Genomic DNA, 18979 nt, shown 5'->3' with positions numbered 1-18979 from the left:
ACTGAAAAAATAAAAATTTTAATTGTAAAATTCTGATCGAAACCAGCTTCATTAATTATGTTAAATCACTCGGCACAATCATTGCAGAATCTTACCCAAAATGTAAGACAATGAAAGCAATTTGGAATGGTGCCATTGGTTTTGGATTAGTTAATATTCCTGTAAAAATTTATTCGGCTGTCGAAACCACAAAACTGGATTTGGATATGCTCGATAAATCTGATTTTTCGAATATAAAATTCAAAAGGGTAAATGAAAATACAGGCAAAGAAGTAAAGTGGGAAAACATTGTAAAAGGTTATCTCATGGACGACAGATACATCATTCTCGAAGATGAAGATTATGAAGCCGCAAGTCCCGAAAAAAGCAAAATTCTTTCTATCGATCAGTTTGTAAAAGAGGATGAAGTTGACAGCGTTTACTTTGAAAACCCCTATTTTCTCGAACCTCAAAAGAATGGTGAAAATGCTTACAGACTTTTATTAAAAGCGTTGTCACAAACAAAAATGGTTGGTGTCGGAACGTTTGTTCTTCGTGAAAGTGAAGCGATCGGAATGATTCGTCCTTATAATGATGAAATCCTTGTTTTAAACCGAATGCGTTTTGCACAAGAAATCAGGGATTATAAAGACTTAAAAATTCCTGCTAAAAAAGCTCCGAAACCTGCTGAACTAAAAATGGCCGTAAGCCTTATTGAACAGCTTTCGCAAGAGTTTGATCCTGAAATGTATAAAGATACTTATTCCGAATCTTTAATGAAAATCATCAAGCAAAAAGCGAAAGGTAAGAATGTAAAAGCTAAAAAAGCTGAGCCTGCAAAAGAAGGTAAAGTGATTGATCTCATGGCGCAATTAAAGGCCAGTTTACAAAGTCCAAAATCTAAAAGTGCATCGTAATGGCTCTCAAAAATTATAACGAAAAACGGAAATTCGACGAAACAAGCGAACCAAAAGGCAAAAAGAAAAAAAGTAAAGACAAACTTATTTTTGTGATTCAGAGGCATGCTGCGTCACGCCTTCATTATGATTTCCGTTTGGAAATGGAAGGAGTTTTAAAAAGTTGGGCAGTTCCGAAAGGTCCGTCTTTAGACCCGAAAGACAAACGTTTGGCTATGATGGTTGAAGATCATCCTTACGATTATAAAGATTTTGAAGGAAATATTCCGGAAGGAAATTACGGAGCCGGACAGGTGGAAATTTGGGACAGCGGAACTTACGAACCTTTAGAAGAAAATTCTAAGCTTTCTGATGAAAAAGAATTACTTAAGGAGCTTCACGCCGGATCTTTAAAATTTATTCTACACGGAAAAAAACTAAAAGGCGAATTTGCTTTGGTAAAAATGAAAAATACCGAAGAAAATTCGTGGCTTTTAATTAAGCATAAAGATGAATTTGCGGTAAGCGGATATGATGCAGAAGAAAATACTTCACCGAAATCATTAGTTACAAAATTTATCGAGGAAAAAAAAAGCCTAAAAAGCGCCAAAAAGAAGCCGTAACGTCTGAAACAAAACCCAGATTCCAAAGATTTAATTCTTTAGTTGACGAAAAGAAACTGAAAAGTTTCATCAAACCAATGCTTGCCAAATTATCCGGAGAAGCATTCGATGATGAAAATTGGGTTTTTGAGATAAAGTGGGACGGTTACCGGGCAATTGCAGATCTTAGCAACGATGAGCCGCTTTTCTATTCCAGAAACGGAATTTCTTTTTTATCAAAATTTGAAAAAGTATCCCAAGATTTTGATAATCAAACCCACAAAATGATTATTGACGGTGAAATTGTAGCTTATGATGAAAACGGGAAACCTAGTTTTCAATTGCTTCAACAAATTGGCGACAATCCAAATTTAGCTTTAGTTTATCAGGTTTTTGATTTGCTTTGGCTGAATGGACATTCGACGGAAGAGCTTCCTCTTTTACAACGAAAAGAACTGTTAAAAGAAGCTTTAATTGAAACCGATGTCATTAAATATTGCGATCATATTCCCAAAAAAGGCATCGATTTTTTTAACCAAATGAAAAAAATGCAGCTTGAAGGCATGATCGCCAAAAAAGCAGACAGTCAGTATATTCAAAATCACAGAACTTCCGATTGGCTGAAAATAAAATTTACCAATACCGAAGAGGTTATTATTTGTGGATTTACGGAGCCAAGAGGTTCAAGAAAAGGTTTTGGAGCTTTAATTTTAGGAAAATATACTGATGGAAAATTAATCTATGCCGGACATACAGGAACCGGTTTTAATAAAGAATCTTTGAATCTGCTTCATCAAAGATTATTAAAATTGGTTGTAAAAACTTCTCCTTTTGAAAAAAGGCCTAAAACCAATATGCCTGTAACATGGACAAAACCTGAATTGGTCTGCGAAATAAAGTTCTCTGAAATTACCAAAGACGGAATCTTCCGACATCCTGTTTTTGTAGCAATTCGTGAAGATAAAGATCCTGAAGAGACTGAAATTACGACGAATGAAAAGAGTCAGATTAATGAAAAACCTAAAGAAATGAAAGCTAAAACTTCTCCAAAAAAAACAGCTAAACCTTCTGAAAAAGAAAAAGAAGTAACTCTAAATCGACATTCTGTAAAATTAACAAATCAGGATAAGATTTATTTTCCGAAAGATGACATTACAAAAGGTGATGTGGTAGAATATTATCAGTCTGTTGCAGAATATATTTTGCCTCATTTGAAAAACCGTCCTCTTTCCTTAAACCGTTTTCCAAATGGAATTGAGGAGCAAAGTTTTTATCAAAAAGATGCAAGTGACAATATTCCGGAGTGGGTAAAAACAACGCAGGTTTATTCGGAATCCAACGATAAATATATTGATTATATTTACTGTAACGACAAAGCTACTTTGGCTTATTTGAATAATTTGGGATGTATTGATCTTAATCCATGGAACAGTTCGCTTCCCGATTTGGATCATCCGGATTTCTTGGTTTTAGATCTTGATCCATCGAAAAAAAATACTTTTGATCATGTAATTGAAACAGCTTTACAAGTGAATGAGGTTTTAAATTCAATTAAAATCAAAGGTTATTGCAAAACTTCGGGAAGTACGGGAATACATGTTTATATTCCGATGGGTGGAAAATATGATTTTGACCAAGTAAAAGATTTTGCGCATATTTTGATGAAGCAGGTTCATGAAAAACTTCCAAAAATCACCACTTTAGAAAGGAGTTTGCAGAAAAGAGATGATAAGAAAATTTATCTCGATTATCTTCAAAACAGGACAGGCCAGACTTTGGCGAGCACATACAGCTTGCGTCCAAAAGAAGGAGCCGCCGTCTCAATGCCTTTGGAATGGGACGAAGTGAAACCCGGTATGAAACCAACTGATTTTAACATTCATAATGCTTTGGAAAGAATTAAAGAAAAAGGAGATTTGTTTAAGCCTGTTCTAGGAAAAGGAATAGATATGATAAAGGCTTTGGAAATGTTGCAGGATTTGGAGTAAATCTATATTTTTGCTCAAAACAAACATGATGAAAAGTACTTTACAAGTATTCATAAATTTTAATGAAAAAATTACAAGGAAGCAGCTTGAAAAATATTATTTTTTTTCATGGAAGAGAAAATTACCATCGCTATTAAAGAATTTTTTCTTTATTACATTATTTCTTGTTATTATTGATAGCTTTTTCAACGAGAATAGAAGTAGAATAGACTTTGTGAAATTTCTCGGATTTTTTTTGGTAATTTGTTGTGTTTTATACTTTATAATATTTTATTTCAACAAAACAACTTATATTTCTAAAATAAATAAACATATATCAGAACTTAAAAAATTTAGTCCGGTTTCAGAGTTATATTTTGATGAAAATTCTTTCTATCTTAAAACTGAGCAGTATGATATTAGAAGTATTTGGAAATATGTTTCGTACGAGATTTCAGGAAAAACACTTTATATTACAGCTAAAATGGGCACACCTTTTAATATATTGTGAATGAAGAGGAGACTGATCAGTATCAAAATATTATAGACTTTTTAAATAAAAAGTCTATAATGAAAAAATAATTATGGCAACTTCGCCACTAAATTTTCCGGTAAAATTTTCAAAATAAAATAAATCAATTTCCATTTAAAATTAGGAACAATGGTGAAAGAATTTCCGGCATTGACAATATGTTTTGCAACATAATCCGGTTCCATGATTAATGATTCGTTCAATTGTAATCCTTCATTAATTTTCGTACGGATATATCCGATTACCAAAGCATTAACGACTATTTTTCTTGAAGCCAATTCCTGTCTTAAGCCTGCTAAATATTGCGTAAAAGCTGCTTTTGTACTTCCGTAAACGAAATTGCTTTTTCGTCCTCTTACTCCTGAAAGTGAAGAAAGTCCAATGATTTTTTCTAAGTTTTTATTGTTTTCGTCCATCGCAATAATATTCAGGATAGAAACTGCGCCCATGTAATTAACTTTCACCATTTGCTGAGCTCCTTTAAAATCTCTCAACGCTTTTTCGTTATCAACTAAAAATCCTGCTGCGTAAACTACAATATTAGGTTTTACCGGAAGTTTATTATAAAATTCTTGATGTGAATCAAAGTCTTCTGCATCAAAATGTAAAACTTCAATTTTTGATTGTCCTAAATTATTTTTATCAATAAAATCTTCCAAAGATTTTGTATTTCGAGAAGCTGCAATTATTGAAAATCCTTTTTCTGAATATTGCTTGATGCATTGTTTTGCAACATCTGAATTTGCGCCCAGAATAAGAACGGTTTTGCTTGTGTATTGACTCATTAGGCAAAGATATTTTATTTAAAAATAAATTTGAACCATTAAGTTTGAAGTTAAGGTATTAAGATTATTAAGTTGTGTTCTTCACTTTGTTCAGAATGACAAATTGATTGAATGATTATTGTTAAAAGACCGGCGCGGTGAACTTCGTTCACCGCGCCGGTCTTTACATCTTAAAACTAAAAAAATTATTTCTTTTCAGTTTCGATTTCTTTTTTCTCTGTAGTTTTTTCGGCAGCTTTTGCTTTATCACCGAAACGCGTATCTGTAAATTCTCTTGAAACAGCCGCTTTTTCGAATTTCAGTTTACCTGATAAAGTTTCAATAACAAAACCATCATCCTGAATCTGAGCAATTCTTCCATGAAGGCCCGAAGTAAGCACTACTCTGCTTCCAACTTTTAATTCTTCCTGGAATTTTTTCTCCTGCTTTTGTTTTCTCATTTGTGGCCTTATCATTAAAAAATAAAAACCGACAAACATTACACCCATCATGATAAGCATCATCGGAGATGAACCTCCGCCAGGTGCAGCCTGTAAAAATATTGTTAACATATTCATTATATTATGGTTGAATGTTAGCTGAGAAAGTTAATTTTATAGGAGCTTTATCTACATTAGCATAAACGTCCGCAAATTTTTGAACACTTCCGTCAAAGTTTGTAGAATCGAAGCTTAAAGTGATCTTCCCTGTTTTACCAGGTAAAATAGGATCTTTTGTAAATTCAGGAGCTGTACAACCGCATCCAGGTTTTACTTCAGAAATCACCAAAGGATTTGTTCCAGTATTAGTTATTTCATACACGTGGTCTACTTTATCTCCTTTTTTAATATTTCCGAAATCGTAATTACTTTGAGATAATGCAATTGTTGTAAGTGGCTGGTTGGAAGCGGCAGGTGTTGTAGCTTCCGAAGATGTCGGAGCCAAAACTGAATCTGAAGGTGTTCTGTCCAGACCTACAGTATCCATCCCAAAAACTTCCTGATTTTGAACTTCTTTATTTTCTTTCTTACAAGAAACTAAACCAAAGCCTATGATAGACAAAGCGATAATTGATAACGTCTTTTTCATGTTATATTTTGTTTATATTCTATTTAAATCTTTACAATATTTATCTAAAATTCCGTTGATGAAAATATTGGATCGGTCTGTAGCAAACACTTTTGAAATCTCAATATATTCATTAATAATGACTCTTGAAGGCGTGAAAGGAAAATTATCAAGTTCCGAAATGGCTGTCGTCAAAATAACTTTATCCATCAAACAAACCCTTTCCAAATCCCAGTTTTCTAATCTTTCTGAAAGTTTTTTCTCGTTGATTTCCCAGTTATTAAGCGTATCTCTTAGCAGCTTGCTTGCAAAGTTTTTATCTTCTTCATCTTTAATCATTTTGATCAAAGTTCTGCTGTCTTCGTTTTCTTTTATAAAACCGATTGTCTTCTGAACCATTGAATTAGCAATATGAATATCATCGGACCAAGTCAATTCCCTGTCGCTGATATAATCATGAAAGTCTTCATTTTCAGCAAGATATCTTAAAAACAATTTCCCGATAAATTTCTGATCTTCTTCAAAAGAATAGCCATCCTCTTTCATAAAATCCTGATATCTTTTTCCGGCCGTCATTCTTTGGAAAGTTTTCACAAGCATATCGTCGTGTAGATCCCACTTCAGATCTTTATGCTGTCCTGTGAAAAAAAGTCTTTCAGGGTTTTCTTCAAGCTTAATTAAAACCTGATTATTAATAAATTTTTGATTGGGATTGATCTCGGAATCTGTTTTCAGGTATTTATTCTTACCAATTTCCATTTGATTTTCGGCAAGATTTTTAAGAGCTACCAAAAAGTTGAGTTCATAAATATAAAGATTATAGATCTTTTCTATTCCTGAAAACATGTTTTTTTCTAAAACATCAAATTTAATAGGATTTTGATAGTAAGAATATACACTTTCTACTACTTTTTCACGGATTTGTCTTCTTCCTAACATTCAAAGAGCTTTTTATGGGTGCAAAGATAAGCAAAATTGTTTGAAGATGGAAGATGTACAATTTGATAATGAACTTAAAAACCAAAAACATCATCTCTATCTGCATGAAATATGAAACATTTTTTCCGTAATTTTGCAGCAGTTTATGAAAGCTTTAAAAACTCTGAACCCTTACTTCTGGAAGCACAAAATATTATTGTTTTGGGGGTTGTTATTTATTATTGCCAGCAATTTTTTCAATACTTATAAAGTTCAGTTTGTCGGGAAATCTGTCGATGAGCTTACTAAAGGCGGACAAATGGGCTTCAATAAACAAGTCCTGATTTATGTGGCTATTATTGTAGGCTGTTCCTTGCTTACCGGCTTTTTTACTTTTATGATGAGACAAACCATTATTGTTGCATCAAGAAGAATTGAATACGAACTAAAAAATAAAATATACAGACATTATCAGGAATTGTCTCTCACCGACTATAAAAAAACCACTATTGGAGACCTTATGAACAGGCTAAGTGAAGACGTTGTTGCGGTAAGAATGTATCTTGGGCCGGGAGTAATGTATGTTGTCAATTTAGTCGTTCTTGTTATCATCACGAGTATTTATATGATAACAACAGATGTATCAATGACGCTTTGGACGTTATTGCCGCTTCCGATCTTATCTTTTATCATTTATAAAGTAAGTTCAATTATCAATAAAAAGTCGAAAATCATGCAGAAAAGCCAATCTGCAATTTCAACTTTTGTACAGGATAGTTTTTCGGGAATCAGGGTTGTGAAATTTTTTGCTAAAGAAAAATACATCAAAAAGAATTACGGAATTAAGGTTACCGATTATCAAAACAAAGCATTAGATTTAGCGAAAACTGAAGCATACTTTTTTACAATTATTTTATTTGTAATTGGATTATTAAACGTAGCAATTATTGTAATTGGCGGACAAAAATATATCGACGGAGAATTAAGCATTGGTAAAATTGCCGATTTTTTCATGTACATCAATACTTTGATCTTTCCATTTTCTATGGTCGGTTGGGTAACATCAATTAATCAACGGGCAGAGGCTTCAATGCAGAGAATTAATGAATTTTTAGATAAAAAGTCTGAAGTCATCAACAAAAGCTCTGAAAATTATCCTATAAAAGGTGATATTGAATTCAGAAATGTTTCATATGTATATCCAAACACGGGAATTAAAGCTTTAAATAATTTAAGTTTTAAAATAGAAGCTGGACAATCACTCGCTATTATGGGAAAAACCGGAAGTGGGAAATCTACAATAGCCCTCCTTCTTTGCAGATTAATCGATCCGACGGAAGGTGAAATTTTGATCGACGGGAAAAATCTTAAAGAACATAATCTCGAAAATTATAGAAAATATATAGGTTATATTCCGCAGGAAAGCTATTTGTTTTCAGATACTATTGAGCATAATATAGGCTTTGCTATCGATAATCCTTCGCACGAAAAAGTTGTCGAATACGCAAAAATTGCAGACGTTCACAAAAACATTGTTGGTTTCAAAGAACAATACAAAACCATGGTTGGCGAGCGCGGAGTGATGCTTTCGGGAGGCCAGAAGCAAAGAATATGCATTGCCAGAGCCTTGATAAAAGACCCGAATATCATTATTTTTGACGATTCTCTATCTGCTTTGGATACAGAAACCGAGCAGAATATTCTGGAAAATATAGATACCAAAATACATAACGCAACCTCTATAATTATCACGCACAGAGAGTCTAGCGCTCAAAGGGCAGATAAGATCATCAACCTTACAGAAATTACCAATTCTGTAACCGCTTAGCCGTTTCTTTTAGAATTGTTAAATAAATCATAAAAAAAATTTTGTGATTAAAAGAAAACTTTTATATTTGTTCTTAACAAGATTAAAAAAATATCTAACAATGAGTGAATACAAGGAACGCCATGAAAATGAAATTTTCACGAAGGTGTTAAAAGCAGGAAGAAGAACTTATTTCTTTGATGTGCGTGAGACGAAAGCGGGGGATTATTATCTTACGATTACCGAAAGTAAAAAGAATTTCGGAGAGAATGGAGAAGCAACATTCGAGAAACATAAAATTTATCTTTATAAAGAAGATTTTAAGAGTTTTCAAGAGATGTTTAATGAATCTACAGATTTTATCATTAATGAAAAAGGCGAAGATGTAATATCTGAAAAGCATGATAAAGACTTTAAAAGCAAAACCTATACGATAGATTCTGACGAAGAAGTTTAAACCTAAAGAACTAAACCGAATATATAGAAAAAAACATAAGCATCTCTTCAGATGCTTTTTTTGGGAAATAAAAAACACATCTTCAAAGAAAATGTGTTTATCTGGGTGAATGAGGGGTCTCGAACCCCCGACCTTCGGAACCACAATCCGACGCTCTAACCAACTGAGCTACAATCACCGTTTTGTGAGTGCAAATATATGGAAGATTTTTTAATTACAAAATAATTCCTTCAAAATTTTTCAGAGCAAGTAACTTTTCCGTGGTAAAGCCCTCTGCAAAGGCAACACCAGACAATCTGCCCAAGTCCTGAGCTCTATAAGTAAGGCTTTCATAAAAGTCTTTTGTAGCAATTGGCGTTACCGGTTCTGTGGACTTAGGATCGTAAAACTGAGTTTTAAAAGCCATACAAGCTTCCAGTTTTTTTTCAAGGTGTTCTGAAATATCAATCACAAATTCAGGCTGAATATTCTTCCATTGAATGTAATGAAAAATCTGCTTTGGCCTCCAGACTTCCTGAACTTCACCTTCCACTACAGTTTCTATTTTTCTTAAGCCTGCCAAAAAGCATGCATCTGATACTAATTTAGCAGCTTTTGCATGATCAGGATGTCTATCATCGATTGCATTGGCTAAAACGATTTCCGGGCGGTATTTACGGATCATTTTTACAATTTCCATTTGATATTCTTCAGAATTGACAAGAAAACCATCTTTCATTCCTAAATTTTCTCTAGCCGAAACTCCCAAAATCTTCATTGCTGCTTCGGCTTCTTCTTTCCGGGTTTCATCTGTTCCACGCGTACCCAATTCTCCTTTCGTGAGATCTACAATTACGCATTTTTTTCCTTCCGAGACCAATTTGGCAATAGTTCCGCCACATCCTAATTCGACATCGTCCGGATGAGCACCAAAAGCAAGAATATCTGTTTTCATAGCTTCAAATATAATGTTTAAAATAAAAACTTCCCAAACATTGTGTATGGGAAGTTTTAATATCTATAATTTAAATTATTTATTGACCTTCTGCAGGTTTGTTGAGTTCTGCAGGTTTGTTGAGTTCTGCATTAAGCTTAACTGCATCCTGATATGTCGGATCAAGCTGTAACGATTTTGCAACATAATCTTTTGCTTTTGCCAAATCTTTATCTTTTTCAAGATATGCAACTGCAAAATAAGCATAGGAAAGTGTTTGCTTGTTTGCTTCAACTTCAGCCGGTTTTACTGTACTGATGTACTTTTCGTAAGAAGTTTTTGCAGCTTCATTGTTTCCTTTTTGTTGGTAAGCGTACCCCTGACTGTAATAAGCCGGCGCCCAATCCGGAAGCAATGTACTCATTTTCTGCCAAGTAACAATAGCTCCATCCCAGTTTTTAACATCCTGATAAGCAGTTGCAAGCTTATACAAAGCGTCAGAATCTTGTGGATTTGCAGCTACTTGCTTTTTCAAAGCTTCAATTTCCGGAGAAGTTGCTCCTGCATCAATAGACGCTTGATTAGCTCCTCCTCCATTAAGTTTTATCAGCTCCATATCCCACTTCAAGGTCTCATCTTTAGCAGCTTTAGCAATAGCAACTTTCTGTTGAGATTCTGTCTGAAGAGCGGCTTTTTTGGCTGCATCAGTTTCAGTTTTGGCTAATCCGGCAGCAATAAGCCCCTGTAAACCTTGATCAGCCGGCAATACTCTTGACTTTTCAGCCTGAGAAACAAAAGTGTCCATATTTTGTTTTGCTTCTGCATATTGACCGTCTGCATAATTTATATAAGCTCTTAATTTAAACTTGATAGGATCATTTATCTTATCAAAGATTTTATCTAAAGTTGCTTTTGAATTGGCATAATCTTCATTTGTAAAATAAAGTTTTGCGATTTCCAATTGTGTATACGGATCTTCATCAGCATATTTTGTATAATTGATCAAATCCTGAGTTGCTTTAGCATTTTCCTGATACTTTATGTCGTAAGCCGCTAATGCTTTGTAAGCAGGTGCATAAGTCGGATCAGTCGCAATTGCTTTATCTATACTTGTTTTAGCCTGTTGCCATTGTTGTGCAGCCATCCAAAGTGTTCCGATCCTTGTGTATACAGATGCTTTATTTTTAGCCAAAGGTAATGCTTTATCGTAAGCTGACATTGCATCACCAGGCATTCTCTTTAATCTGTAAGCATCTCCAAGCGTATAATAATAATAAGCAGGAACATCTTTTTTAGCTCTTTCAATCGCTTTATTCAAATACTGAATTGCTAAATCCGGAGAATTATTCTTTTCAAATAACGTTAATGCTTCTGCAGCTCTGAATAGCACTTCAGCATCTTTTTCACGAGAATCTGACACAATTGCCTGAATTTCAGCGATAGCGCTTTTGTCTCCTTTACCTAGCTTTACAGTAGCTAAACCTAACTTATTTAAATAACTTTTTCTGTCTGCTGCAAGTCCTTTATTAAAGCTTTCAGTTGCTGTAGCAAAATCTGGATCTGCTTGTCTTAAATATGTATTTCCTAAATAAAAATGGTTTTCCGCAGTATTGTCTTTAGCAACCATTTGAGTGAAATTATTTTTTGCCTGAGCGTATTTATCACTATCAATACTGTTTATTCCATCCTGCAATGTCTGCGCAATCGCAAAATTGCTAAAAAAAACAACCGACGCTCCGAGAGCAATCTTCTTTACATTCATAATCATCATATCTTTCATTATATATTTCTAAAAATTGAATTATTCTAAATTGAATTAATCTAAACACAATTTCTGGACCAAAATAAAAAAAATATTTCGGGATAAAGATTAATTTAATATTATTTAACGTATTTGAACTTCTCTTCTGTAAATATTATAAGGCTGAAGTCCCTCTTTCTGAACAATCATCTGTCCCAATTGTGTGCATGAATATCTTATAAAGCCATTAGCAATGTTAAAATTTCCTTCATTTGTTAAGAAATAGAGAACTCTTGTAAAAGGATATTTCATCTCACGTAAACCATCAAAGTTTGGAGAATACAATTTTCCATCTTTTTGCACAGGTAAGATCTTTATTAATTCTCTCAATTGTTCTGACTTTTTATCATAAGGCCGGCTTATTGTGTTTAAACCAATAACTCCGATTTTATTCGGGTATTTACTTAGCTCTTCAATCACATTTGCACTTCCGGGAATAATTGAAAATTTCAAGTCTTTTGGAAGCTTGTTTAGTTTTTGAGCTACAAAATTCAAATTACTGGAATTGGCTCCGTCAAAAATAAAATTTTTGTCTTCAGATTGCATTCCTGCTTTTATTTCATCCATTGTAATGCTTGTTTTGGATGAACTTTTAGGAACAACAAAAACTACGGCGTCAGCAGCAAATTTCGCAGGTAAAAATTTCAAATCAACTTGTTCTTCATAAGCTTTTATCTCTTCAGCAGACAAATCTTTAGACATTACTGCAATACTTGTTTTTTTATTCAGTAGATCCAAAAACCCTAAATCCTCCTTTTTGGTAACTACATTAATTTTTGTTTCGGGATAAGTAATCATATATCCGTCAGCTAAGGCATCTGTAACACTTTTGAAAGATTCGTCTGTTAAAATCGTAAGTTCTCCTTTATGATAAGAAGGAGTTACATTTTCTTTTTTCGAACAGCTTACAATGACAGCAAACAAAAGAGTGAATATGTATTTAAAATTATTCATTATCTCCTGTATTTTTAATTTTTGAAATCGCTCTCCAAATTCTAAATACACCATAAAGCATTACCAACGCACCAAGTGGGTAAGCAACTGTAGGCTCCAGAATAGTAAAAAAGAATTTGTAAACAATAATTACTACTCCCAAAACTATATAAAACAATCCTGTAACTAAGGATAACCAATTGAACATCATACAACAAAAGTATTAAAAAAAATAAAAAGAGAAGCATGAGCTTCTCTTTATTAATTATTATTTAAAGATAAATTAGCCTTCAAAATTCATCGTTAACGGTAATCTAAATCTATAACGAACAGATTTACCATTGATTTTTGCCGGAGTCCATTTATTTTTAATTGACTTAATCGTTCTAATAGCTTCAGAATTAAAGTCTGAATTTTTACCATTAGCTTTTATATCTGTAATCGATCCGTCTCTTTCAACTACGAAAGTTACTTCAGTTTTTACAGTTCCTTCATCACCATTCATTGCTGAACCATCAAAGTTACTAGAAACTTTATTTCTAAAGGCATTGATTCCTCCAGGGAATTCTGCTGTCTGCTCAACTTCTGTATAAACCTGAGTTTCACTTACCTGAGGTTTTACTTCAGCTGTAGAAGTTTTAGTCCCTGTAGATGGCGGTGGTGGCGGTGGTACATAAGCCGGAGCTTTTACCCCTTCCTGATTTACCAACCCTGTTGTAGTTTCAATTTGTTTAGAAATTGGCGGTGGCGGTGTCTCAATTTTCGGAGCTTTCACCGGTTCCGGTACAACATTCTGGATAATCTCAATTTTTTCCTCTTCCTTTGGTGGAGGTGGTGGAGGTGGTTCATCTGGTTTAACCTCTTCTATAATTTTATCCTCTTCTAATATTTCTACTAAATCTGCCTTAACCTCTTGTGGAGGTGGAGCATTTAACTTTTTAATAGTGATATAAATTAAAGGTGATAAAGCAGCCAATAAGAATATTGAAGTTCCGATAAGAAAAGACTTGGTCAGCATTCTAGGATACTGATGTCTTATATCATACGCACCATATTCTTTGTTTCTATTCTCAAATACAATCTCATCTAATTTAAGACTTTGATTGTAAACATTTTCATCTGCCATTGTTTGCAAATTTTTAGTTAATTTACTTTGTTGCAGGAGTCGGAGTACCGGAATTTCCTACTTTCTTGTCGTAAATAGCTTTTTCATAAGGCTTAAGATCGGTTACCCCGTATCTTTCACTTTTTGTAATTGCCATTTCATCAAGAATATCTACAAAGTTTTTATATACTGCATCATCAGTAGGCTTAATAATCACTGTAAACAGATCTTTCTTTTTAGCCCTTGTTTTTGCTTGCTTAATAATCTCTCTAATGCCCTCTCTATCTAAGGTTGTTTCAATCAAAGTTTGGTCATTAAGACCTGCTTGGTCTTGCTGATGCCAAAAAATTCTATTGTCTTTACCCAATAACAAAGTTACTGAATTTGAAAGGTCTATCTCTGTTGGAGGTGGTTTTGGAGCATTAGGATCCGGTTTTGCCGGAAGCCCTAAATCCATCACATTTGGTTTGCTAAATGTCGTCGTGAACATAAAGAAGGTAATCAATAGAAAACCCAAGTCCACCATCGGAGTCATATCAACTCTGGTACTCTGTTTCTTGGAGCGTACCTTGCCGCCTTTGGCGCCTTTTTCCTGTACTTGTACTTCTGCCATTTCTAAACGATCTTATTCATTAGGGTTACCTTCTTGTGACGTTATCAACCAAAAGTTTAGAAATTTGATATCTCTTAAACCTTCAAATAAACTTTTAACTTTAGGGTATTCTGTCGTAACGTCTCCTTTAATAGCTAACTTGTAGTCAGGATTTACGCTTAAACTTTGTTGTACCCAATCGATTAATTGTCTATTTACACTATCCATCGGAATCCCTGTAGGACTCTTAAAATTTTTCTGCTCATCTTCAGGTAAAGCAAGATAGCTTTTCAACTGGTTCATAGGAACTCCAATTGCCTGAACTCTCTGAAATGCAGCTTTCTGATTGTTGTCAAAAGTAACGTTGTACTTTTCACCCATTTTATCCAAAAGCTGTACTCTTTCTGATGCATTATCTACGGGCTGGAAATAAAATTTTCCGTCCGGTGTAGCGTTGATAGTCATTAAACTAGCATCAGGAAGTATTTTTTCTGAGATTGAAGATGGCGGTTTGATCTGTTCCACATCAGGTTTTTTAAACTGAGTGGTCAATATAAAGAACGTAAGTAGTAGGAATGCAACGTCACACATTGCCGTCATATCCGTCACTACCCCGTGTCTTTTTGGTTTGACTCTCGCCATTATTTTTATTTATTTTTAATTAAACTTCTTTTACAATGCAAATATCTTGCTACAAAATTCTTAGTTGAATTCTGCAAAAGACTGCTGGATGCTCATTGCGATCTCGTCGATCTTATAAGTCAATCCATCAATTTTAGATGTAAAATAGTTATAAAGCATAATCGCAATTGCTGAAGTACCAATACCTAATGCCGTGTTGATCAAGGCTTCTGAGATACCGATTGATAAAGCTGCAGCATCCGGAGTACCACCACCAGAACCTAAAGCGAAGAATGCTTTAATCATCCCGATTACCGTTCCAAGAAGTGCAATTAGCGTAGCAACTGTACCTAAAGTTGAAAGAATCATCATGTTTTTCTCTAGCATTGGCATCTCAAGAGTTGTAGCCTCTTCGATAGCTTTGTTTAGAGCAACCATTTTTTGTTCTTTGTTTAAAGTAGTATCATTAGATAAAGCCTTGTAAGTTGTAAGACCTTCTTTTACTACATTTCCTACAGAACCTTCCTGTCTGTCGCACTCTTCCAATGCTTCTTCAATTCTGTTCTGATTAAGTAAGCTTCTTACTTTTACCACGAAATTATCTAAGTTACCTTTTCCAGAAGCTTTCCCTAAAATAAAGAACCTCTCTATAGAGAAAACGATTACAGTAATCATAAACAAAACCAAAATGTGAACTACAGGACCTCCCATATAAATAATTCCCATAAATGATTCCGGATGCAATTCTTTAGAATCTAGATCTGCAAAGGCAACAGACGGACCTGTAATTCTAGGATCATCTTTAAAATTACCTGGATTACCAAATATAAATAAATAAATTGCTACTGCAACCACATATAGAATTGGTAAAATAATTGCAGGGTTTAATCCTCCTGCTTTTTTAGCAACTACTTGCTCATCATTTTTTGAAACATTCATTTCCATATTTAACTAAATTATATTGTTTTAAAATTTTAAGGTTGTAAAATAAAGGCAAAATTAATTAAAATCCAATAGTCTCAAATAAACATTTCGCCTTTTTTTGATAAGAGAAATTTGATACGATTTTGATATTGTAATTATATCTAAAATAATTGATGATATTTATCAGTTTTATAAAATATATTGAAAAATCAAAAAAATTAAGGCTCTGAAATTTGGAAATCACCAATGTTAATTTTTTTTTAAATTACAATATTTACAATTCTTTGAGGCACAACAATGATTTTTTTAGGGGTTTTGCCTTCCAGAATCTGCTGGGTCTTTGCATCATTTATCACTAATTCTTCCACTTCCTGCGCTGATAACGCTGCTGAAAGTGGAATTTTAAATTTCATTTTACCATTAAAACTTACCGGATACTCAATTTCGTCTTCTACCAAATATTCCTCATTCAAAACAGGGAATGGCTCAAATTCGATTGACGTATTATGACCAAGCAAATTCCATACCTCTTCACAAATGTGCGGAGCGTAAGGGGAGATAATAACGGCTAAAGGTTCTAAAATATTGCGTTTGTTGCATTTTATTTTCTGTAACTCGTTGACAGCGATCATAAAAGAAGAAACTGACGTATTGAAAGAAAAATTTTCAATATCGTAAACCACCTTCTTTATTAAGGTATGCAAAACTTTATATTCGGCTTTTGTAGGTTCTTCGTCTGAAACTTCGAAAGTATCGCCATCAAAATACAAGTTCCAGAATTTCTTCAGGAAGCTATAAACTCCGCTCAGACCTTGTGTATTCCAAGGCTTAGATTGCTCTAAAGGACCTAAAAACATTTCGTACAATCTTAAACCGTCTGCTCCGTATTCTTCACAGATATCGTCCGGGTTTACAACATTATAAGTTCTTTTAGACATTTTGTCGACTTCTCTATCGGTAATCAATTTTCCGTCTTCAAGTATAAATTCTGCATTGTTGAATTCTGGTCGCCAGTTTCTAAGTTTATCAACATCCAATTCATCTGTAGTTCCAACTAACATTGAAATGTCAACTGGGATTCTTTGAGTTTGATAGTTTGATGCAAGATTTTTAGAAACAATTTTATTAGTTCCATCAATTCTATGAATCAACGCACTCATTCCCAAAATCATTCCCTGATTAATCAACTTCTGGAAAGGCTCGTCATGATTAATATACCCTCTGTCTTTTAAAAACATATTCCAGAAACGGGAATATAATAAATGGCCGGTCGCGTGTTCGCTGCCTCCAATATATAAATCTACTTGTCCCCAATAATCGGTCAATTCTTTTTGAACAAAAACCTCATCATTATTCGGATCCATATATCGAAGGAAATACCAAGAACTTCCCGCCCAACCCGGCATTGTAGACAATTCTAAAGGAAATACCGTTTTATCGTCAATTAAATCTGTCGCAACCACTTTTTGGTTTGCTTCGTCCCACGCAAAAGTTTTTGCATTTCCTAATGGCGGATCTCCATCTTCTGTTGGCAAATATTTTTCAACTTCAGGAAGTTCCAAAGGCAAAGCAGAAGCTGGCAACGTGTAAGGCATTCCATCCTTATAATATATAGGAACCGGCTCGCCCCAATAACGTTGTCTTGAGAAAATTGCATCACGTTGTCTGTAATTTGTAGTTCCCTGGCCAATTCCTTTTTTCTCAATTGCAGTTATGATTAAAGCTTTTGCTTCGTCATAAGTTAAGCCATTTAAGAAATCTGAATTGACGCAAACACTTGTTTTGGAATCAAAAGATTTTTCCTGAACGTCTTCTTCAGTTTCTACAACTTTTTTAATTTCTAAATTAAATTTCTTTGCAAATCTGTGATCACGCTCGTCATGCGCAGGAACAGCCATTACAGCTCCCGTTCCGTAGCCCATTAAAACATAATCTGAAATATAGATCGGCATCTTTTCATTGCTGAAAGGATTGATCGCATAGCTTCCCGTGAAAGCACCTGAAACGTTTTTCACGTCAGACATTCTGTCTCTTTCGGTTTTTTTGGAAGTTTCTTCAATATAAGTATCAACTTCAGCTTTCTGTTCTTCTGTGGTGATTGTTTCAACCAAAGGATTTTCCGGAGCCAAAACCATAAAAGTAGCTCCAAAAATGGTGTCGGGCCTTGTCGTGAAAACTTCAACGATTTCATTATGACCGTCAACATCAAATTTAACCTGCGCGCCTTGAGATTTTCCGATCCAATATTCTTGTGAATCTTTTAAAGGCTGCGGCCAGTCAAGAGTTTTTAATCCCTGCAATAATCTTTCCGAATATGCAGAGATTCTCATGCTCCATTGCATCATTTTCTTTTGAAAAACAGGGAAACCACCTCTTTCGGATTTTCCGTCTTTCACTTCATCGTTGGCTAAAACTGTTCCTAAAGCCGGACACCAGTTTACCGTTGTTTCGGCTCTGTAGGCCAAACGATAATTTAATAATATATCTTCTTTATCAATATCAGGAGCGTTTTTCCATTCTTCTGCAGTGAAATTTAATGTGTCGTTTTGATTGGCATTTAAATCTATCGTTCCTTTTTCTTCAAAATGATTGATTAAAGTTGATATTGATTCTGCCTTGTCTGTATTTTTATTATACCAAGAATGGAACAATTCAATGAAAATCCATTGTGTCCATTTATAATAGGAGGCATCAGAAGTTCTCACTTCCCTGCTCCAATCGAATGAAAAACCAATTTTTCTTAATTGCTCTTCGTATCTTGTAATGTTTTGCTCAGTTGTAATTGCGGGATGTTGCCCTGTCTGAATCGCATATTGCTCAGCAGGAAGCCCGAAACTGTCGTAACCAACCGGATGGAGAACATTGAAGCCCTGATGCCTTTTATATCTCGCGTAAATATCGGAGGCAATATATCCAAGCGGATGACCTACATGAAGCCCTGCTCCCGATGGATAAGGAAACATATCGAGAACATAAAATTTAGGCTTGTCGGTTTTATCGGAAGTTTTGTATGTTTGGTTTTCTTCCCAATATTTCTGCCACTTTTTTTCTATCTGCTGATGATCGTAAAACACTTTATTTTAAATATTAGATGTTATAT

General features: G+C 34.2%; 18 protein-coding genes and 1 tRNA gene. 5 read left to right on the top strand and 14 right to left on the bottom strand.

The features are described from left to right. Window positions 1-110 precede the first annotated feature (110 nt). From ku to ligD, 3 genes are all read left to right on the top strand, one after another. Window positions 111-896 (top strand): non-homologous end joining protein Ku, encoded by a 786-nt coding sequence (ku, locus tag AC6CHK_RS13790; protein ID WP_498097097.1) that lies wholly within the window; start codon window positions 111-113, stop codon window positions 894-896. Then, window positions 896-1498: a DNA polymerase ligase N-terminal domain-containing protein gene (locus tag AC6CHK_RS13785; protein WP_498097095.1), complete on the top strand. Its 603-nt coding sequence runs from the start codon at window positions 896-898 to the stop codon at window positions 1496-1498. The genes ku and AC6CHK_RS13785 overlap by 1 nt, the downstream gene beginning before the upstream one ends. Window positions 1499-1575: 77 nt before the next feature. After that, window positions 1576-3465: a DNA ligase D gene (gene ligD, locus AC6CHK_RS13780; protein WP_498097093.1), complete on the top strand. Its 1890-nt coding sequence runs from the start codon at window positions 1576-1578 to the stop codon at window positions 3463-3465. A gap of 561 nt (window positions 3466-4026) precedes the next feature. Here the strand turns inward: ligD and AC6CHK_RS13775 are convergent. The 4 genes from AC6CHK_RS13775 to AC6CHK_RS13760 all read right to left on the bottom strand — a co-directional run bounded on the left by AC6CHK_RS13775 (window position 4027) and on the right by AC6CHK_RS13760 (window position 6747). Further along, a complete protein-coding gene (locus tag AC6CHK_RS13775) occupies window positions 4027-4761 on the bottom strand; it encodes an SDR family NAD(P)-dependent oxidoreductase (RefSeq protein ID WP_498097091.1) in 735 nt (244 codons plus the stop codon). Window positions 4762-4946: 185 nt separating this feature from the next. Then, window positions 4947-5312, bottom strand: coding sequence for a preprotein translocase subunit YajC (yajC, locus tag AC6CHK_RS13770; protein ID WP_498097089.1), 366 nt, complete (start codon window positions 5310-5312; stop codon window positions 4947-4949). A 10-nt stretch (window positions 5313-5322) separates the two neighbouring features. Beyond that, window positions 5323-5829 (bottom strand): DUF1573 domain-containing protein, encoded by a 507-nt coding sequence (locus tag AC6CHK_RS13765; RefSeq protein WP_498097087.1) that lies wholly within the window; start codon window positions 5827-5829, stop codon window positions 5323-5325. 12 nt (window positions 5830-5841) lie between these two features. After that, entirely contained in the window at window positions 5842-6747 is a 906-nt protein-coding gene (locus AC6CHK_RS13760) for a transcription antitermination protein NusB (RefSeq protein ID WP_498097085.1), read from the bottom strand. Window positions 6748-6892: 145 nt separating this feature from the next. Here AC6CHK_RS13760 and AC6CHK_RS13755 point away from each other — a divergent pair, with 145 nt between their 5' ends. Beyond that, window positions 6893-8554, top strand: a complete 1662-nt coding sequence (locus AC6CHK_RS13755) for an ABC transporter ATP-binding protein (RefSeq protein ID WP_498097083.1) — start codon at window positions 6893-6895, stop codon at window positions 8552-8554. 100 nt (window positions 8555-8654) lie between these two features. Beyond that, window positions 8655-8990, top strand: a complete 336-nt coding sequence (locus AC6CHK_RS13750) for a DUF3276 family protein (protein WP_498097081.1) — start codon at window positions 8655-8657, stop codon at window positions 8988-8990. A gap of 103 nt (window positions 8991-9093) precedes the next feature. Here the strand turns inward: AC6CHK_RS13750 and AC6CHK_RS13745 are convergent. From AC6CHK_RS13745 to leuS, 10 genes are all read right to left on the bottom strand, one after another. Continuing rightward, a tRNA-His gene (locus tag AC6CHK_RS13745) sits at window positions 9094-9169 on the bottom strand. Window positions 9170-9204: 35 nt separating this feature from the next. Beyond that, on the bottom strand, window positions 9205-9924 hold the full coding sequence (gene bshB1, locus AC6CHK_RS13740) for a bacillithiol biosynthesis deacetylase BshB1 (protein ID WP_498097079.1): 720 nt from the start codon (window positions 9922-9924) through the stop codon (window positions 9205-9207). Between the two features lie 79 nt (window positions 9925-10003). Then, window positions 10004-11683 carry a tetratricopeptide repeat protein gene (locus AC6CHK_RS13735; RefSeq protein WP_498097077.1) on the bottom strand — a complete coding sequence of 560 codons (1680 nt, stop codon included), beginning with the start codon at window positions 11681-11683 and terminating at the stop codon, window positions 10004-10006. A 105-nt stretch (window positions 11684-11788) separates the two neighbouring features. Further along, window positions 11789-12661, bottom strand: coding sequence for a PstS family phosphate ABC transporter substrate-binding protein (locus AC6CHK_RS13730; RefSeq protein WP_498097157.1), 873 nt, complete (start codon window positions 12659-12661; stop codon window positions 11789-11791). Beyond that, window positions 12651-12848, bottom strand: a complete 198-nt coding sequence (locus tag AC6CHK_RS13725; protein ID WP_498097075.1) for a C4-dicarboxylate ABC transporter — start codon at window positions 12846-12848, stop codon at window positions 12651-12653. The genes AC6CHK_RS13730 and AC6CHK_RS13725 overlap by 11 nt, the downstream gene beginning before the upstream one ends. A gap of 72 nt (window positions 12849-12920) precedes the next feature. Further along, window positions 12921-13763, bottom strand: coding sequence for an energy transducer TonB (locus AC6CHK_RS13720; RefSeq protein ID WP_498097073.1), 843 nt, complete (start codon window positions 13761-13763; stop codon window positions 12921-12923). Between the two features lie 22 nt (window positions 13764-13785). Continuing rightward, the gene (locus tag AC6CHK_RS13715) at window positions 13786-14355 is read right to left on the bottom strand and encodes an ExbD/TolR family protein (protein WP_498097071.1); all 570 of its coding nucleotides are present in this window, start codon (window positions 14353-14355) and stop codon (window positions 13786-13788) included. Window positions 14356-14367: 12 nt separating this feature from the next. Then, the gene (locus AC6CHK_RS13710) at window positions 14368-14976 is read right to left on the bottom strand and encodes an ExbD/TolR family protein (protein WP_498097069.1); all 609 of its coding nucleotides are present in this window, start codon (window positions 14974-14976) and stop codon (window positions 14368-14370) included. 60 nt (window positions 14977-15036) lie between these two features. Continuing rightward, window positions 15037-15900 (bottom strand): MotA/TolQ/ExbB proton channel family protein, encoded by an 864-nt coding sequence (locus AC6CHK_RS13705; protein ID WP_498097067.1) that lies wholly within the window; start codon window positions 15898-15900, stop codon window positions 15037-15039. 239 nt (window positions 15901-16139) lie between these two features. Beyond that, window positions 16140-18953 (bottom strand): leucine--tRNA ligase, encoded by a 2814-nt coding sequence (leuS, locus tag AC6CHK_RS13700; RefSeq protein WP_498097065.1) that lies wholly within the window; start codon window positions 18951-18953, stop codon window positions 16140-16142. Window positions 18954-18979 lie beyond the last annotated feature (26 nt).

The sequence above is a fragment of the Chryseobacterium sp. GQ58 genome, from assembly GCF_059758895.1.
Note: the sequence above shows the minus strand (reverse complement) of the source record. Positions and strands in the feature narration are given on the sequence as shown.

Bases quoted from the DNA above. Each gene is read 5' to 3' on its own strand.
- ku (WP_498097097.1), top strand. From the start codon at position 111: ATGAAAGCAATTTGGAATGGTGCCATTGGTTTTGGATTAGTTAATATT.
- AC6CHK_RS13785 (WP_498097095.1), top strand. From the start codon at position 896: ATGGCTCTCAAAAATTATAACGAAAAACGGAAATTCGACGAAACAAGC.
- ligD (WP_498097093.1), top strand. From the start codon at position 1,576: ATGCTTGCCAAATTATCCGGAGAAGCATTCGATGATGAAAATTGGGTT.
- AC6CHK_RS13775 (WP_498097091.1), bottom strand. From the start codon at position 4,761: ATGAGTCAATACACAAGCAAAACCGTTCTTATTCTGGGCGCAAATTCA.
- yajC (WP_498097089.1), bottom strand. From the start codon at position 5,312: ATGTTAACAATATTTTTACAGGCTGCACCTGGCGGAGGTTCATCTCCG.
- AC6CHK_RS13765 (WP_498097087.1), bottom strand. From the start codon at position 5,829: ATGAAAAAGACGTTATCAATTATCGCTTTGTCTATCATAGGCTTTGGT.
- AC6CHK_RS13760 (WP_498097085.1), bottom strand. From the start codon at position 6,747: ATGTTAGGAAGAAGACAAATCCGTGAAAAAGTAGTAGAAAGTGTATAT.
- AC6CHK_RS13755 (WP_498097083.1), top strand. From the start codon at position 6,893: ATGAAAGCTTTAAAAACTCTGAACCCTTACTTCTGGAAGCACAAAATA.
- AC6CHK_RS13750 (WP_498097081.1), top strand. From the start codon at position 8,655: ATGAGTGAATACAAGGAACGCCATGAAAATGAAATTTTCACGAAGGTG.
- bshB1 (WP_498097079.1), bottom strand. From the start codon at position 9,924: ATGAAAACAGATATTCTTGCTTTTGGTGCTCATCCGGACGATGTCGAA.
- AC6CHK_RS13735 (WP_498097077.1), bottom strand. From the start codon at position 11,683: ATGAAAGATATGATGATTATGAATGTAAAGAAGATTGCTCTCGGAGCG.
- AC6CHK_RS13725 (WP_498097075.1), bottom strand. From the start codon at position 12,848: ATGATGTTCAATTGGTTATCCTTAGTTACAGGATTGTTTTATATAGTT.
- AC6CHK_RS13720 (WP_498097073.1), bottom strand. From the start codon at position 13,763: ATGGCAGATGAAAATGTTTACAATCAAAGTCTTAAATTAGATGAGATT.
- AC6CHK_RS13715 (WP_498097071.1), bottom strand. From the start codon at position 14,355: ATGGCAGAAGTACAAGTACAGGAAAAAGGCGCCAAAGGCGGCAAGGTA.
- AC6CHK_RS13710 (WP_498097069.1), bottom strand. From the start codon at position 14,976: ATGGCGAGAGTCAAACCAAAAAGACACGGGGTAGTGACGGATATGACG.
- AC6CHK_RS13705 (WP_498097067.1), bottom strand. From the start codon at position 15,900: ATGGAAATGAATGTTTCAAAAAATGATGAGCAAGTAGTTGCTAAAAAA.